This is a genomic window from Salinicola sp. V024 (assembly GCF_052645315.1).
Window position 1 is genome coordinate 60481 of the sequence record NZ_JBQXYB010000001.1, and the last position, 17123, is coordinate 77603.

General features: G+C 61.6%; 13 protein-coding genes and 1 pseudogene. 7 read left to right on the top strand and 7 right to left on the bottom strand.

All coding sequences use genetic code 11. The features are described 5' to 3' along the window. Positions 1-32 precede the first annotated feature (32 nt). The 5 genes from ACUN9V_RS00280 (at position 33) to ACUN9V_RS00300 (ending at position 5898) form a co-directional block, all read left to right on the top strand. A complete protein-coding gene (locus ACUN9V_RS00280; protein ID WP_075562503.1) occupies positions 33-1211 on the top strand; it encodes an MFS transporter in 1179 nt (392 codons plus the stop codon). 152 nt (positions 1212-1363) lie between these two features. Then, the gene (gene yghU / locus ACUN9V_RS00285; RefSeq protein ID WP_445509903.1) at positions 1364-2218 is read left to right on the top strand and encodes a glutathione-dependent disulfide-bond oxidoreductase; all 855 of its coding nucleotides are present in this window, start codon (positions 1364-1366) and stop codon (positions 2216-2218) included. Positions 2219-2343: 125 nt separating this feature from the next. Then, a complete protein-coding gene (locus ACUN9V_RS00290; protein WP_445509904.1) occupies positions 2344-3606 on the top strand; it encodes a dicarboxylate/amino acid:cation symporter in 1263 nt (420 codons plus the stop codon). A 22-nt stretch (positions 3607-3628) separates the two neighbouring features. Next, a complete protein-coding gene (gene solA / locus ACUN9V_RS00295) occupies positions 3629-4798 on the top strand; it encodes an N-methyl-L-tryptophan oxidase (protein ID WP_445509905.1) in 1170 nt (389 codons plus the stop codon). Positions 4799-4950: 152 nt separating this feature from the next. Continuing rightward, the gene (locus ACUN9V_RS00300) at positions 4951-5898 is read left to right on the top strand and encodes a putative RNA methyltransferase (protein ID WP_445509906.1); all 948 of its coding nucleotides are present in this window, start codon (positions 4951-4953) and stop codon (positions 5896-5898) included. Positions 5899-5936: 38 nt separating this feature from the next. Here the strand turns inward: ACUN9V_RS00300 and ACUN9V_RS00305 are convergent. Then, positions 5937-7756 (bottom strand): annotated as a pseudogene (locus tag ACUN9V_RS00305) (sensor domain-containing phosphodiesterase). Positions 7757-7923: 167 nt separating this feature from the next. Here ACUN9V_RS00305 and ACUN9V_RS00310 point away from each other — a divergent pair. Further along, entirely contained in the window at positions 7924-8328 is a 405-nt protein-coding gene (locus ACUN9V_RS00310) for a transcriptional regulator (RefSeq protein ID WP_245392210.1), read from the top strand. Between the two features lie 165 nt (positions 8329-8493). Here the strand turns inward: ACUN9V_RS00310 and ACUN9V_RS00315 are convergent, their stop codons facing one another. From ACUN9V_RS00315 to ACUN9V_RS00335, 5 genes are all read right to left on the bottom strand, one after another. After that, positions 8494-9573: an aldo/keto reductase gene (locus tag ACUN9V_RS00315; protein WP_445509907.1), complete on the bottom strand. Its 1080-nt coding sequence runs from the start codon at positions 9571-9573 to the stop codon at positions 8494-8496. Between the two features lie 134 nt (positions 9574-9707). Then, positions 9708-10055, bottom strand: a complete 348-nt coding sequence (gene cyoD, locus ACUN9V_RS00320; RefSeq protein WP_075562511.1) for a cytochrome o ubiquinol oxidase subunit IV — start codon at positions 10053-10055, stop codon at positions 9708-9710. Then, positions 10052-10675 (bottom strand): cytochrome c oxidase subunit 3, encoded by a 624-nt coding sequence (locus tag ACUN9V_RS00325; protein WP_445509908.1) that lies wholly within the window; start codon positions 10673-10675, stop codon positions 10052-10054. The genes cyoD and ACUN9V_RS00325 overlap by 4 nt, the downstream gene beginning before the upstream one ends. Next, entirely contained in the window at positions 10672-12780 is a 2109-nt protein-coding gene (locus ACUN9V_RS00330; protein ID WP_445509909.1) for a cbb3-type cytochrome c oxidase subunit I, read from the bottom strand. The genes ACUN9V_RS00325 and ACUN9V_RS00330 overlap by 4 nt, the downstream gene beginning before the upstream one ends. Continuing rightward, entirely contained in the window at positions 12777-13796 is a 1020-nt protein-coding gene (locus ACUN9V_RS00335; protein ID WP_445509910.1) for a ubiquinol oxidase subunit II, read from the bottom strand. Before ACUN9V_RS00335 ends, ACUN9V_RS00330 begins: the two co-directional genes overlap by 4 nt. 588 nt (positions 13797-14384) lie before the next feature. Here ACUN9V_RS00335 and ACUN9V_RS00340 point away from each other — a divergent pair. Beyond that, a complete protein-coding gene (locus ACUN9V_RS00340; protein ID WP_075562859.1) occupies positions 14385-15848 on the top strand; it encodes a catalase in 1464 nt (487 codons plus the stop codon). 184 nt (positions 15849-16032) lie between these two features. On the opposite strand, the gene ACUN9V_RS00345 is transcribed toward ACUN9V_RS00340, so the two are convergent. Then, complete coding sequence (locus ACUN9V_RS00345) at positions 16033-17076, bottom strand: nucleoid-associated protein (RefSeq protein WP_075562858.1); 1044 nt, start codon at positions 17074-17076, stop codon at positions 16033-16035. Positions 17077-17123: the final 47 nt, after the last annotated feature.

Genomic DNA, 17123 nt, shown 5'->3' on the forward strand with positions numbered 1-17123 from the left:
CCGGTATCGAGCCTGTGCCCGGAAGGTGGCTAATGCACCCGGGACGCTCGCTGTTTTTCATCGCGCTGGGGTTGTTCGGGCTTTACGCCGTCGAGTTCGGTGTCGTCGGTGTGCTGCCGCCGATTATCCAACGCTATGACGTCTCGGTCGCTCTGGCCGGGTGGCTGGTGGGTTTCTTCGCCTTGGTCGTGGCGGTGTGCGGCCCGGCGATGGTGTTGTGGCTTTCACGTTACGATCGCCGCAAGATCCTGACCGGCTCGCTGCTGGGGTTCGCCGTGTGCAGCCTGATCTCGGCCTGGGCACCGAGTTTCGGCGTGTTGATGGCGCTACGGGTGCCATCGGCGCTGCTGCACCCGGTATTCTTTTCCGCCGCCTTTGCCGCAGCCGTTTCCCTCTATCCGCCGGAGCGGGCCACCCACGCCACCTCGATGGCGCTGGTGGGCACCAGCATGGGCCTGGTGATCGGTGTGCCGTTGACGACCTGGATTGAGGCAACGATCTCCTACGAGGCATCTTTTTACTTCTGCGCCATCGTCAACCTGGCCGCAGCGATCGGGCTGTGGTTCATGCTGCCGCCGCAACCACACCGGGAATCCACCAGTGGCGCCGGTGCGCTGGCCGTTTTACGCAAACGCCGGGTCTGGCTCTCCATCGCGGCCACGGTCGCAGTCTTCGGCGCGATGTTCTCGGTCTACAGCTATGCCGCGGAATATCTCGGCAGAATTACCGAGTTCTCGAGTCAGACCATCAGTTTTCTGCTGGTCGTTTTCGGTGTCGGTGGGGTGGGCGGCAATCTGTTGGCGGGGCGTCTGTTGGGGAGTCGACGTGCGCTGACCGTGCTGCTCTACCCGGTTGCGCTATCGGTCGCTTATCTGTTGCTGATGACGTTGGGATCGTCATCGGTCGTGGAGATGCTGCCGATTTGCGTGCTTTGGGGGGCCGCGCACACCAGCGGGCTGGTCGTCTGTCAGGTCTGGCTGACCTCGGCAGCGGAAGAGGCGCCGGAATTTGCCACCAGCCTGTTTGTCTCTTCCGCCAATCTGGGCACGGTTTGTTCGTCCTCCTTCAGTGGCTGGTTCATTGGCACCTGGGGGCTGAAGGGGACACTGGTGAGCGGGTGGCTATTCGCGGCGCTGGCGGTCGGTTTCATCGTCATCCGGATCTTGCTCGATCGGCAGCGTCATGGTGTGGCGCGGCGCGTGGCTACATGATCGGGTCGACTCTCTGTCACTCAGCACGTCGCCAATTTTATGGAACTCATCGGATGGTCGCCAGTAGTGGTCAAATCGATCGCGGCTCGCCAGACAACCTTTAACACGCTACCTTCCATCTCACATCCGATGTTATCGATTCAGGAGAGATGATGAGCGATTACACCCCACCCAAGGTCTGGGAACCGAAAGAGAGCGGCGGTAAGTTCGCCAAGACCAACCGCCCGGTTGCCGGCCCCACCCACGATAAGGAACTGCCGATCGGCGAACATCCGTTCCAGCTCTATTCGCTGGCAACGCCCAACGGCGTCAAGGTCACCGTGATGCTCGAGGAGCTGCTGTCGCTGGGCAAGGATGCCGAATACGACGCCTGGCTGATCAAGATCGGCGATGGCGATCAGTTCGGCAGTGGCTTCGTCGAGGTCAACCCGAACTCCAAGATTCCGGCGTTGATGGACCACAGTGGCGACAAGCCGATTCGGGTATTCGAGTCCGGCTCGATCCTAGTCCATCTGGCCGAAAAGTTCGGTGCATTTATGCCGGGGGATCCGGCCAAGCGTGTCGAGACGATGAACTGGCTGTTCTGGCAGATGGGTAGTGCACCCTATCTGGGTGGCGGTTTTGGCCACTTCTATGCCTACGCGCCGGAGAAGATCGAGTACGCGATCGATCGTTTCACCATGGAAACCAAGCGCCAGCTCGACGTGCTCGATCGCCGTCTGGGCGAGACTCGCTATCTGGCGGGCGACGAGTACACCATCGCCGATATCGCGACCTGGTCCTGGTATGGCCAACTGGCGCTGGGCCGCCTCTACGAAGCGGCCGAGTTCCTGGACGTCGAGAGTTACGAGAACGTCCAGCGCTGGGCCAAGGAGATCGATGCCCGCCCGGCCGTGCAGCGCGGCCGCATGGTCAATCGCACCTTCGGCGAGCCGGAGACCCAGCTCCATGAACGCCACGATGCCAGCGATTTCGAGACCCAGACCCAGGACAAGATCGGCGGCTGACTCTATTGTAAAGCCATGCGAAGCCCGGCTATCTTGCCGGGCTTTTTACGTTAGGCTTTGTGTGGGTTCTTCAAGAGAAGACAAACCGGTTCCATTGCGCCGACGGCTTTTGATAAGGCATCTCCATGAAAACGTTATTTCGGGGCTATCTCGAATCCTCGTTGATCCTCCGTGTCACCATCGCGCTGGTTCTCGGCGTGGCGGTGGGGCTGATCGGGGGAGAAACGGTCGCCGCGTGGCTGGCGCCATTCGGCGATCTGCTGCTGCGACTGCTGCAGTTTCTGATCGTACCGATCGTGCTGTTTACGCTGATCGTGGGCATCAATCAGGCCGATCTGGGGCGCATGGGCCGGATCGGCGGCAAGGTATTCGTCTATTACGTGGCGACGTCGGCCATGGCGATCGTGGTCGGGCTGGCGGTGGCGTCGCTGTTCTCACCGGGCAGTGGCATGAACCTGGGCGACGGCGCCAGTGTCGAGGTGCCGGACAATCCGGGCCTCGTCAGCGTGCTGTTGAGTATCGTGCCGGATAACATCGTCGCGGCGCTCGCCGAGCCCAACCTGCTGGGAATCATCTTTACCGCCTTCGTGTTCGGCATTGCGCTGCTGAAGATGCGTCACGGCGAGGGGCAGCGCGCACTTGATAACGGGCTGGGCGAAAAGCTCTACGGGGTCATCGAGGCGCTCAATGCGGTCACCATGAAGGTGATGGCGGGCGTGCTCCAGTACGTACCCATCGGCGTGTTCGCAATCGTCGCGGGCACCGTCGCCAGGCAGGGCCTGGATACGATCCTGTCGCTGGGCAGCATGGTGGTGGTGCTCTATCTCGCGCTGGCGGTGCATCTGCTTCTCTACTGCGTGCTGATGACGGCTTTCGGGGTGCGTTTGAAGGCGTTCTTCCGCGAGGCTCGCACGCCGATGGCCACGGCCTTCGCCACCCAGAGCAGCACTGGAACGCTACCGCTGACGTTGAATGCCGCGCAGCGGTTGGGTATCTCCCAGAGCCTGTACGGGTTCAGTTTGCCGCTCGGCGCGACGATCAACATGGACGGTGCGGCGATCCGGATCGCGATCTCGGCGGTATTCGCCGCCAACGTGGTCGGCATGACGCTGGATTTCATGACCATGGTCGAGATCGTGCTGATCGGGACGTTGACCTCCATCGGCACGGCGGGGGTGCCCGGCGCGGGTATCGTGATGATCGCGACGGTCTTCGCCCAGGTCGGGCTGCCGATCGAGACCGTGGCGCTGTTGACCTCGATCGATGCGCTGGTCGGCATGGGTTGCACCGCGCTCAACGTCACCGGCGATCTGACCGGCACCGCGATTATTGCGCGTAGCGAGGGCGAAGGCGCTGCGTCGCAGCCGCATGAAGAAGCGGCGGCCTGATATCGACCCCAGGAATTTTCGAATGCATTCTGAGACACACACGGATCTTCTGATCATCGGCGGCGGCAGCATGGGGCTGGCGGCGGCCGACTATCTGGCCTCCCGCCCCGACGCCAGCCGCCAACCTTCGGTGCAGGTGCTCGACGCTCACAGCCCGCCCCACGATCAGGGCGCACATCATGGCGAAACCCGCCTGATCCGGTTGGCTTACGGCGAGGGTAGCGGCTACGTCTCGCTGGCACTGCGTGCCCTGGATCGCTGGCAGGAGCTGGAGCGGGAGACTGGGGAGTCATTGTTTCTACCCACCGGGGTGCTCAACCTGGGTCCGGCAGCGGCGCCGTTCATCCAGCAGGTCGAGGCAAGTGCGCGGCAGTACGATCTGGCGTTGGAGGTGCTCGGCGGTGGCGCGGTCTCGGCGCGCTGGCCGGCGTGGCGGCTCGATGAACGAACGACCGGCGCATTCGAAGCCAATGCCGGTGTGCTCAGGGTCGAGCGTATTCTCGCGGCCTGGCGCCGACGCGTGGAGCGAAGCGCGAACGTGACGCTGACCACCGGTGCCAGAGTTATTCGGCTGGAACGCGGGGCGCGGGGCGGCTATGCGGTCAGCTGTGACGACGGCAGGCGATTCAGCGCCGATCGGCTGCTGGTCTCCGCGGGGCAGCACGTGTCGCCGCTGCTGGCCGAGCTCGGGGTCGACTTGCCACTGACTCGGGTGCGCAAGACGTTTGCCTGGTTCGAGGCCGATGAACGTTACAGCCCCGAGCGATTCCCGGGTTTCAGCCTTACCGATGATGAGCTGGGCATCTACTACGGCTTCCCGGATATCGATGGCGCTGGATTCAAGATCGGTCGCCACGACAGCGGCCAGATCCTGGCGCCGGGCGAGGCAATGGCACCGTTTGGTGAGCATCCCGAGGATCTTGCCGAATTGCAGCGGGTCATCGATCGTTATCTGCCCGGCGTCGGCGCACTGCGCCACGGTGCCGTCTGCCAATATATTCGCACTCCGGACGAGCACTTTCTGATCGACGAACCGCTCCCCGGGTTGATCGTTGCCGGTGGCTTCTCCGGCCACGGCTTCAAGTTCGCCAGTGCCATCGGCGAATCGCTGGGCCAATGGCTGGTCAGCGGTCACGCGGCTTCGGAACTCGTAGGATTTCGGATGGGGCGATTCACGCTTGCGCGCAATTGAAAGCCGAAGTCGGTGGCTCGACGTGGCGCTGGCGGCCGAGTGCTGCTGGATTTCGCGTACACTGACGGCCTTTACGAGCAAGCGGTAGCACTATGTCCTCCACCCCTATTTCTTCCAACCCTATGTCCTCCACCCCTATGTCCTTCCCTCCTTTGTCTCCCACTTCTTTTTCCGCCCTGGCCTGCCCGCTGGACGGCGATCCGATGCACCGCGAAGGTCAGACATGGCGCTGCGCGGCCGGCCATAGCTATGACATTGCCAGGCAGGGCTATACCCATCTGCTGCCGGTGCAGCACAAGCGCTCTCGCGATCCGGGGGACAGCAAGGCGATGGTCGCTGCACGTCAGCGCTTTCTGAACGCGGGCCACTATCAGCCTATTGCCGACGCGGTCGCGCGTATCGTGCTTGCACGACGGCCTGCCGCCGGCCCGCTTCACTGCCTGGACGCCGGTTGCGGCGAAGGCTACTACCTGCGCCAGCTGATGGAGGCGCAATCGGATGCGGGAGCAGGGGATGCGTCACTGTCCCTGCTGGGGTTGGATATTTCCAAGTGGGCGGTGCTGTCTGCTGCGAAGCAGGATAAGAGCGCCGCCAAACAAGAGCGGGCGGAGCTGTCTGCCGCGAAGCAGGCGCGCGTGCTGCAGCGCGACGCGCACAAGGACGCTGGCGCTACCTGGGTGGTGGCGAGTAATGCCCACTTGCCGGTGCAGTCGAATTCGCTGGATTGCGTGCTGTGCCTGTTCGGCTTTCCGGTCTACCCGGAATTCATGCGCGTGCTGAGGCCGGGCGGCGTGCTGGTGCAGGCCGATGTCGGGCCGGATCATCTGCGTGAATTGCGTGAGGTCATCTATCCCAGCCTCAAGCCGGAGCGCGAGCTTTCGGAAGCGGCTCCCGAGGGCTTGATCCGACACGAGAGTGAATCGATCCGCTATTCGCTGACACTGGATAACGCCGAGGCCATCGCCGATCTGCTGGCGATGACCCCGCATCTCTACCGCGCCAGTGCCGACGGTCGAGCCAGAGCGCAAGCGCTCGATTTCCTCACGGTGACCGTCGACGTGCGCCTGACGCGATTCGAGCGGCCGGCCGGCGACGGATGAAAAGCCCCTGCGGTGGCCGGCCGCAACTGATGGTGTCTTCAGCTCGGGTAGACGACAGCCCACTGGAGAGCTTCCTCGAAGGGCAGCGCGGGACTGTAGTAGAACCCTTGTCCCAGGTCACAGCCGAGACTCTTGAGGCGTGCCTCGATGGCGCTGTTTTCGACTCCTTCCCCGATGACGAGACGGTTGAAGGTCTTCGACAGATCGATGATCGCCGTGACGATCGCCTCGTCCTCGGGATTGTCGAGCATGCCGATCACGAACGAGCGATCGATCTTGATCTTCTGGGTGGGGAAGGTGCGCAGATAACTCAGCGACGATTGGCCGGTACCGAATCGTCCAGCGACAGCTGCAGGCCGAGCTGCAGGCAAGCCTGGATGTTGACGACGATGGCTTCCATGTCTTCCTGCGGCGAGATGCTTTCCAGAATCTCCAGGGTGAGCCTTCCCACCAGTTCCCGGTCACGGTTCGCGAGCGCCCGGTGTAAATGGTCGATGAATCCGCTGTCGCGGAAGCTGGAAGGGCTGACATTGATGCTGATCGAGTAGGGCAGGCCGCGCCGCTTGATCTCTTCGAGAGCCCTCAACGCCTCGTCGATGACGTACTTGCCGACCTCTATGTCGAGCCAGGTGTTCGCGATCGAGGGGAGGAAGTAGCCGGGTGGCAGGATCTCACCTGAAGGCAGGCGCCAGCGCAGCAACCCCTCGAAGCCAGCGACAGTGTCATGGTGATAGTCGATCTTGGGCTGATAGAAGAGTTCCAACTGCTGTAGTGAGAGCGCCTGCCACACTTCACGGGCGATGGACAGCCGCTCGCGACGGGAGTGGTGGAGCCCGAGATCGAAACGGCAGTAACCGTTCTTGCCGGCTTCCTTGGCAGAGTACATGGCCTGATAGGCATGATGTAGCAGCGCATCCGTATCCTCTTCGTCCTCGGGATAGCCGGTGACGCCCATGCTGGCCGTGAGGCTGTGGACATGCTCCGATATCTGGATCGGGATGCGGATCTGATCCAGGATACGATGGCAGGCCTCCGGCTGGAGTCTGTCACGCAGGATAACGACGAATTCGTCGCCCCCCAGGTGAGCCACCAGGTCCTTCCGGCGCACGGCATCGCGCAGGCGTTCGGCGACGACCCGCAACACCGTGTCGCCGGCACTGTTGCCGTGGGAGTCGTTGATGCTCTTGAATCCATCCAGATTGATCAGGCAGATGGAAAGATGGCCCCGGCACTGCCTGGCCAATGCCAGTTCGGCCTTCATCAGCACCTGAAGAAGGCGCCGGTTCGGCAGTCCGGTCAGGGGATCGATATCGTCGGAGGTCAGACCTGGGGGGCGTCGGGTCAAAAGATGAAGGCCGATTTCGTCCTCGACTTGATTGGCAAGAACGCCAAGCATCTCGAAATTCAGCGCTGGTGCCGAAATTGGTGCTGTATCGATGAGACACAGCGTGCCGATGCCGAATCCCTCGATGTCTCTCACAGGCACACCGGCGTAGAAGCGCAGATGGGGCGATCCGACGACCAGCGGATGTTCGACGTAATCGGGATGCATCAGCGCATCCTCGATGACGATGAGTGCATCGTAGCGAATGGTGTGATGACAAAGCGATAGCGCATCCGGAATAGCGACCGATGCCGAGCCGGTGTCGGTCCTGCACCACTGCAGATCCTCTCCTTCCAGCATCAACCAGGCGTCCGTTACCCGATAGTGCTGCTTGGCGATCCAGCGTATGCGGTCAATTCGCTCTTCAGTTAGCGTGTCGATTCTTCTTGTTTGATGCATGGCCTCTCGACGCCATGTTTCGTAGCAATCCAGATTCACGGTGTGGCACCTCATCGAAAGCCTTCCCAGCCCCATCCGTGTGGCATTTCAGCAACTTTTACTATAGTAAACTTAGCGTTCCGCGATCATCATTGGGTCCTACCACCGGCAGGAAGTTGAATTAATAATTCAATACAAATTTGAACCTTGGTTCAACTTAAATTGAACAAATAGTTCAAATTAAATCAATGGATGAGAAGAGCTTGTTCGCGTTGCGTCTTCAAGCGGCGCTCACCGCCGCCGGATACCAACCTCGCCCTTCGGTATTGGAGCGCGAGTTCAACCTGCGCTACTGGGGATCGCCGGTCAGTTTCCAGGGAGTGCGCCGGTGGTTGCGGGGTGACTCGATACCGTCTCAGGACAAGCTACTGGTATTGGCTGGCTGGTTGGGCATCGAACCTCAGATCCTGCGTTACGGCGAGTCGTCATCGCACATTCGCGGCGCGATGCAGGCGACCTGGGTGATACCCGTGGGAGGAGAGGAAGACGAAATGCTGCGGATCTATCGCGGGCTGCCTGCGGAGCAGCGCAAGCTTCTGCGTCAGGTGGCTCTGACGTTCGCGAAAGCCAATGGATTGCAGCCACAGGATCCGGAGGAGTCGCCCTGACATTCGTTATCGGGACCGCTTGTATAGCGCCGCTATTTCAGCGCCAGCCCAGAACGGTCGAGATGGCAGCTCCGCGTCTTCCGTAATCAAGGGAAGACGCGGCGTCGGTTCATTGTTATCGAGACATCGTTATCGAGACATTGTTATCGGTTCATCGTTATCGGGTCAGCGTTTCTCGGATAGAGCCTGTGACTGCGCCAACTGCTCGCGACGATAGTCGCCCTGGCGCTCCAGCATCCAGCCGGGATATTCCGCCGGCAGGGCGCTGACCTGGTCGAGCCGGGCAAGCTCTTCCTGATTGAGACGCACCCCGGTTGCAGCGATGTTGTCGTCGAGCTGTTCGAGTCGCTTGGCGCCGACGATGACGCTGGTCACGGCTTTCTGATGCAGTAGCCAGGCCAGCGCGATCTGAGCCACGGAAACGCCCTTGCCATCGGCGATATCGCGCATCACATCGATGCAGTCGAAGCCGCGATCCCGGTTCACCGGCGGGAAGTCGAAGGTGGCGCGACGATCGCCGGCCTGGGCCTCGCCGTCCCGAGTGTACTTGCCGCTGAGCAAACCGCCCGCCAACGGGCTCCAGACCATCAGTCCCAAACCCTCGCTATCCAGCATCGGCACGATCTCGCGCTCGAGGTCGCGGCCGGCGACGGTATAGTACGCCTGCAGCGATTCGAAACGATGCCAGCCATTGTGCTTGGCGATACCCAGCGCCTTCATGATCTGCCACGCCGCCCAGTTGGAGACACCGACGTAGCGAACGTGGCCATGTTCGATCAGCGTATGCAGCGCACGCACGGTCTCCTCGATGGGCGTCGCCGGATCGAAGCCGTGGATCTGGTAGAGATCGATGTGGTCGAGCTGCAGACGCTTCAGGCTCGCCTTGACGCCTTCCATGATGTGATAGCGCGAGGCGCCACGGCTGTTGACGCCGCTGGACGGGTGAGCGCCATCACCGCCCGTTGGTCCGAATACCTTGGTAGCCACCACGACATCGTCGCGGGGGATCTCGAGGTTTTTCAGTGCCTGGCCGGTGATGATTTCGGATTGACCCTGAGAGTAGACGTCGGCGGTGTCGATGAAGTTGATCCCGGCGTCGAAGGCGCGGCCGACCAGCTTGTCGGCGTCCGCCTGCTGCAGGTCACCGATCTGACTCCACATCTCGCCGTTGCCGCCGAACGTCATGGTGCCGAGGCAGAGCTCGGAGACGAACAGACCGGTGTTGCCCAGCGGGTTATAGCGCATGATTCATTCCTCGTTACTCGTGAAGGATGAGACTGCAGGAAAATGAGTATGGTCGAGCCGGCCAGGTGACGCCGGTTCGATTCCGTCCGATGTTTGCCTAAAGCTGTCGAGGTCAGGCGAGCCGTTTCGTCGAATCAGGGCAGCATGGCGGGCATCATCCGGTAGTAGAGATTGAACAGGATCCACAGCGTGCCACCGACCATGATGGTCAGGATCAACACGGTGAACAGGATCAGCTGCAGATCCTCGCGCTTGTTCCGGGCCAGCGTGATGTGCAGGAAGAAGCGAAAGTGGACCACGACCTGAATCACGGCGCAGACGGCGATGACGATATAGAGCGTGCGCGCCGCCGTCTGCGTGTAGGCGGCCAGTCCAAACGGAATCAGCGTCAGTACCAGCGCCAGCCCGAAACCCCACAGATAGGTGCGTAACTCGCTGGATTTCTCCTGGGCTTCCTGCTCGGAAAGTTGGCGATGGCTCATACGATGCCTCCCAGATAGACCAGCGAGAAGATTCCGATCCAGACCACGTCCAGGAAGTGCCAGAGGATCGCCAGCCGCATCAGCCCGGTCTTGGTGGGCGTATCGAGACCGTGCACGGCAATCTGGCCGAGCAGGGCGATCAACCAGATGCAGGCACCGGTCACGTGAAGCCCGTGGAGCGGCACCAGGGCAAAGAAGGCGGACAGAAAGCCGCTCCGGCTAGGCACGCCGCCTTCGGTGAACATCTTGTGAAAGTCGTAGAGCTCATGGGCGAGAAAGCCAAGGCCCAACAGCAGCGTCACCAGCAACCAGGCCACCAGCACCTTGCGGTCGGTGCGATATTTCAGCGCTAGCGACGCCATGCCGAACGTGAAGCTGCTGACCAGCAGCAGCATCGTCTCGATGAAGGCACTCTTGAGCTCGAACAGCTCGCCGGGGCCGGGTCCGCCAGCGGTACCGCCGAGCATGGTGACGTAGGTCGCGAAGAGCAGACCGAACAGAATCAGATCACTCATCATGAATACCCAGAAGCCGAAGACGAACTCCTCGCTGGCTTCGTGGGCCTCGGCGTGGGCGTGGCCCAGATTGAGACCGGGGTGGCGGCTCGGTGTCGCAGTCATTGGATGGCTCCCTCGAGCGGTGACATGGCTAGACCCTGATTGGCCGGCGTCTGTTCCTCACGCCGGGAAACGGGCCGAATATGGCTGACGCGCTCGAGCCAGGCCTCGTGCTCCCGGCGCACCGTCTGTGCGGGGATCGTCCGGGTACGCTGGCGAACGTAGCCTCGTGCCACCAGCGCGATCAGGCTGACGATGCCCGCCGCCACCACTAGCCACCATTCGTACCAGGTCAGGCCGAAGGCGATCAGGAAGCCCGTGGCGGCCATGATCGGCCCCATGGCGCTGTTGGCCGGCATCACGATATCCGCGTACTCGTCCGGCCGCGGGTGCGCGCCTCGGCCGTTCTCCTTCTGGCGCATGTAGGCATCGCGGCTGAGGACTTCGGGAATGACCGGGAAGTTGTACTCCGGCGGTGGCGCCGACACCGACCACTCCAGGCTGCGGCCATCCCAGGGATCGCCCGCCGGCACGCGGTTGGCGTCCCGATCCCGGATGCTGACCCAGAGCTGGACCAGCAACAGCAGCATGGCCAGCAGAATGATCAGCGCGCCGACAGCGGCGGCCAATGTCCACGGTAGATAAGCCGGTTCGAAAAAGGCCGCCGATCGCCGAGGCATGCCCAGCACGCCGAGGGCATAGAGGGGGAAGAACGCCAGCATGAACCCGACGATCCAGCACAGCGCCGCGCGCCGACCCCAGCGCTCCTCCAGGCGGAAGCCGAAGGCCTTGGGAAACCAGAAGTTGGTGCCGCCCAGCATCCCGAACAGCAGCCCGGGAATCAGCATATTGTGGAAGTGTGCGACCAAAAAAAGCGAGTTGTGGATCTGATAGTCCACGCTCGGCACCGCCAGGATGATCCCGGTCAGCCCGCCGATCGCAAACAGCATGATGAAGCCGACCGCGTAGATCATCGGTACCGCAAAGCGGATACGGCCGCGGAACATCGTCAGCATCCAGTCGTACACTTTGACCCCGGTGGGAATGCCGATCAGCATCGTGGCGATACCGAAGATCGCGTTGATATGCGCGCTCTGACCCATGGTGAAAAAGTGGTGGAGCCAGACCGTGAACGAAAGAACGGCGATGGCCATCGTGGCGATCACCAAGGCGCCGTAGCCGTAGAGTTTCTTGCCGGAAAAGGTCGAGAAGATTTCCGAGAAGATGCCGAATGCCGGCAGGATCAGGATATAGACTTCCGGATGGCCGAACGCCCAGAACAGATTGACGTAATTCATCATGTTGCCGCCGAGATCGGCGGTGAAGAAGTGAAAGTCGAGATAGCGGTCCAGCGCCAGCAGCGCCGTCGCCACGGTCAGCGGCGGCATGCCGAAGATCATCAGGATAGCCGTGCACAGCGCCGTCCAGGTAAACAGCGGCAGGCGGAACCAGCTCATGCCCGGGGCGCGTTTCTTGTAGATGGTCACGGCGAAATTGATGCCGGTGAGCGTCGACGACAGCGTCGACAGGGTCACCGCCCAGATCCAGTAGTCGACGCCGGCGCCGGGGTTGGCCGCGCTTTCGGTAAACGAGGGATAGCCGCTCCAGCCGCCGGTGGAAAACGGCGCCAGAATCAATGACACCATGACGAGTGCCGCGCCGGCCGCGGTCAGGCCCAGGCTGACCGAATTCATCACCGGAAACGACAGATCCCGGGTGCCGATCTGCAGCGGCATCACGTAGTTGATGATGCCGGTCAGAAACGGCATTGCCATGAAGAACACCATGATGGTGCCGTGGGTCGTGAAGAGCTGCCCGAAGTGCTCGGCGGTGAGAAATCCGCCTCCCAGCCCCACGGCCTGCTGCAGGCGCATGAACACCGCCTCGATCACCGCGCGCGCCAGCATCACCAGCGCGATGACGATGAACATGATGCCGATCTTCTTGTGATCGGGGCTGGTCAACCACTCGGACCACAGCCAGCGCCAGCGGCGGGTCCAGGTCAGCACGCCGATGGCGATCAGGCCGCCGAGGATCACCATGGCGCCGGCGCCGCTGGCGATGATCGCGTTGACGATGTTCTTGGTCGTCGGGTCGACGACGGCGTCCCAGAAAGGCAACGCGCTCCAGTCCAGTCGACCCAATAGCCACTCGGCCCAATGATTCATGGTCGGGCCTCCTGCGAAGACGAGGCATCGTTCGCCTTCCCGGTCGACGCGACCGGAATCGATGCCCAGTCGGGCGATACATGGCCGACAATATCGTTGAACAGGTCGTCGGGCAGGTGGCCGAAACGAAGTCGTCCGGCGTCGTCGTCCCAGCCTTTACCGTCACCATCGTTGTTGCTGCCGACATCGGCGCGGGCGAGAGACTGCGCCAGCGTCCTGCCAGTGTTCTGCGCCATCAGTCGATCGAACATCCGGGCGTCCAGCGTCATGCCGTCGTTACCCGTATGGGTGACGAAGTTGTGGAATGTCTGCTCATCGACGACGCGAGTGACGAAGCGTTGATGCGAGAACCCCTTGCCGTTGTATTGCATGTTCTTGCCCGGGAACTCGCCGGTATGGTCCGCTTCCAGATGCAGCTGGGTCACCATGCGGTTCATGACATCGATCTGACTGCCGAGCGCCGGAATGAAGAATCCTTGCATGACGCTGGCGGAGGTCAGCTCCAGTGCCAGAGGGCGGTGAGCGGGAACGACCAGCTCGTTGACGGTCGCGATGCCCTGATCGGGGTAGATGAATAGCCATTTCCAGTCGAAGCCGACCACCTGCACCCGCAAGGGTTCGGTCTTCTCGTCACTTTGAATGGGGCGGTACGGATCCAGTGCCAGCGTGCTACGCCAGGCGACCGTGGCGAGGACCACGACGACGAGGAAGGGGATACCCCAGATGGCGATATCGGCGAGCTTGGAAAAGCCCCAGCGAGGGCGATAAGCCGACTGGGCGCCGTAGCGATAGCGGATCACGATCCAAGGGGTCAGGATCAGCACCGGTAGCACCACGATCGATGTCAGCGCGATGATCAAGCCGAACTGGTGGCGTTGGGCGGTGGCAACCGGCCCTTGAGGATCGAGAAACGAGATGGGGGTTTGACTGCATCCGGTAAGCAGGATCGATAGCAGTCCGGCCGAGAATGCGCGATAGCGACAGGCCGTTTGAGCGGTGACAGGGGGATGGAACACGATAACCTCGGTGAAACGTCCTTGTTACGAAACTTACCGGCCTATGACCGATACCGTTAGCTCATTAACTATAGAAATGTTTGGCGATGACGCCACTGGCAGCGGTGCCATGGAGCGGTGCGGATCAGTGTGATGGCCATGAAATTTGCCCATGGGCGGTATTGGTCGCGACTATCAGTCCCGTGTCGTTGCCAAGGCAGTGCCTATCACGCAGCCCTTGCGGCATCTGGCGCTGCCCGTTTTGGCTGTCGTGATGAAGCGTGAGCGTGTCCCACATTCGGCGTGACGTTGCCCTAAAGTCGGTTTTCCACGGTTGGACAGTGTCCAGGGTTCACTCTATAAGTTGTGGGGCGCCCGTATGGGGTAGCCGTCCTGCTCGGCTGGGTCTATGCACCTGAGCCGAAGACGGCTTAGACGGGCAGAATTCAGGCGATCGTGTCGCAGACCTGACATCCGAGTCTCCATGGCCATGTGGCAGTAGACTCGTTGCGACCACTCCTATTAGTAGGACATCTAGTAGGGCATCGCCAAGAGGTTTCAGTGCAAGGCGATCATCGTCTTGCGGCGTTGAATTAGGGAGAGATCATCGTGACTAGCGACAACCGCAAACCGACGACGACGGATGCCGGCATTCCGGTAGCGAGCGAAGAAAATTCGCTTTCCGTAGGCCCTGATGGCCCGATCGTGCTTCACGATCACTACCTGATGGAGCAGATGGCGGCGTTCAACCGTGAGATGATTCCGGATCGTCAGCCGCACGCCAAGGGCGGCGGTGCCTTCGGCCACTTCGAGGTGACCCACGACGTCAGCCGATATACCAAGGCGAAATTTCTCCAGCCGGGCAAGACGACCGAAATGGTTGCGCGCTTCTCGACCGTCGCCGGCGAAGGCGGCAGCCCGGACACCTGGCGCGACCCGCGCGGTTTCGCGCTCAAGTTCTATACCGAGGAAGGCAACTTCGACATGGTGGGTAACAATACCCCCGTGTTCTTCGTCCGCGATCCGATGAAGTTCCAGCACTTCATCCACTCCCAGAAGCGCCGTGCCGACAACGGTCTGCGCGATCACGACATGCAGTGGGACTTCTGGACCATGGCGCCGGAATCGGCCCACCAGGTGACCTGGCTGATGGGCGACCGCGGCGTGCCGGCAAGCTGGCGGCACATGAATGGATACTCCAGCCACACTTACATGTGGGTGAACGAGCAGAGTGAGCGTTTCTGGGTCAAGTATCACTTCAAGACCGACCAGGGCATCAAGTGCATGACCCAGGAGCAGGCCGACGAGATGGCCGGTAGCGATGCCGACTATCACCGCCGCGACCTGTTCAATGCGATCAAGCGCGGTGACTACCCGACCTGGACACTGCAGGTTCAGATCATGCCGTTCGAGGATGCCAAGACCTACCGCATCAATCCGTTCGATCTGACCAAGGTCTGGCCGCACGACGACTATCCGTTGATGGAAGTCGGCAAGATGAAGCTGGATCGCAATCCGGAAGACTTCCATACCCAGATCGAACAGGCTGCCTTCGAACCCAACAACATGGTTCCCGGTACTGGACTGTCGCCGGACAAGATGCTGCTGGCACGTTCCATCTCCTATGCCGATGCGCACCGCGCGCGGCTCGGGGTGAACTACAAGCACATCCCGGTCAACACGCCCAAGGCGCCGGTCAACAGCTACAGCAAAGGCGGCGCGATGCGCATGCATAACGCCAGCGATCCGGTCTACGCACCGAACAGCAAGGGGGGCTCCAAGGCCGATCCCGAGCGTTATCCGGAAGATGCGGTGTGGCAGGCCGACGGCGAGTTCGTCCGCGCTGCCTACACGCTGCGTCCGGCGGACGACGACTACAGCCAGGCCAATGACCTCGTCAACAAGGTGATGGATGACGCGGCCCGCGACCGGCTGGTCAACAACGTGGTCGGTCACGTCTCCGGTGGCGTCGAGGAGCCGGTGCTTTCTCGCGTGTTCGAGTACTGGCGCAACATTGATGCGACCATCGGCCGGCGCATCGAGGAAGGCGTCAAGGCGAATCGCGGCCAGTAAGTCGTTCAGCGCCTGAATGGCGGTAAAAAGACGGCCCACTCCTCGCAAGAGGAGTGGGCCGTTGCCGTTGTGAACGCCGTTATGAACGCCGTTATGAGCCCGTTATGAGCATCGTTTTGAGCTTCGCGATGAGCGCAGTCGCGCGTGTCGCTACCGGCATCGATTCCGAGACCGCATCAGCGTCTCAGCCCTTGCGCTCCTTGATCTGATCCTTCAACTGCCCGGGCACCTGCTTGATGATCAGGCGGTCGCGCTCGTCGTCGTATTCGATGCTGTTGCCGAGCAGGTGGGAGTCGAAGCTGATCGACACGCCGCTGGCGCGCCCGGCAAAGCGCTTGAACTGCTGCAGGGTACGCTTGTCCGGCGGAATCTCGGCGGCGAGGCCATAGTCCTGATTGCGGATATAGTCGTAGAACGCCTTGGGATGCTGCTCATCGACCAGCTCCGAGAGCTCGTCCAGCGTGATCGGTTCGCCGCGCTTGGCCTGCGCGTTGGCATAGTCGATCAATGTCCCGGTCTTCTCGCGGCTGGCTTCCTCGGGGAGGTCCTCGCTCTCGACATAATCGCTGAACGCCTTGAGTAGCGTGCGGGTTTCCGCGCCCGCGTTGATGCCCTCCTGACAGCCCAGCCACAGCCTGAAATCTTCCACCAGTTTTTTGTTGCCGCGGTCCTGAACGTAGGCGATGTACTGGCGAGAGCCGCCGTTCTGCCACTGGGTCAGGTCGATACGCGCGGCCAGCATCAACTGGCCCAGGTTGAGCTGCTGCACGGGCACGAGATTGAGCTCGGCATCGAAGCCATAGCCGTCACGCTGATGCAGCAGGGCCAACGTCAGGTACTCCGCTTCGCCCTGGCGATAGTGGGTAAACCACCAGTGGCCGCCGACCGATAGATGCTGGTCGATCAGCGGCAACAGACTCTGGGTGGCTTCGCGGGTGAAATCGGTGAAGTTCGACTCTCCACTCCGATAGCGTTCCAGCTCGAAGGCGAATCGCGACGACAACGCGGGGCCGGCGTCATTATTCACCGCGTTATCGGTGTCCTCCTCCCCGCCACTTCCACCGAAGTGGCCCCAGGCCTTGGGTTTGCCGTGAAAGCTCGAGTTGAAACTCGCCAGCAGCGACTCCGCCGTCGCGGTATCGACCATGGATTCGCCGCTGGCCATGGTGGCCGGCTGGTCATCGGCGTGCTTGTCGACGCGGTGCGCGCAGGTTTGCAGTATCGGCATGACGTGACTCGTGAAGCGTGAAAGGGCGGGTGGCTATTCGGCGACCC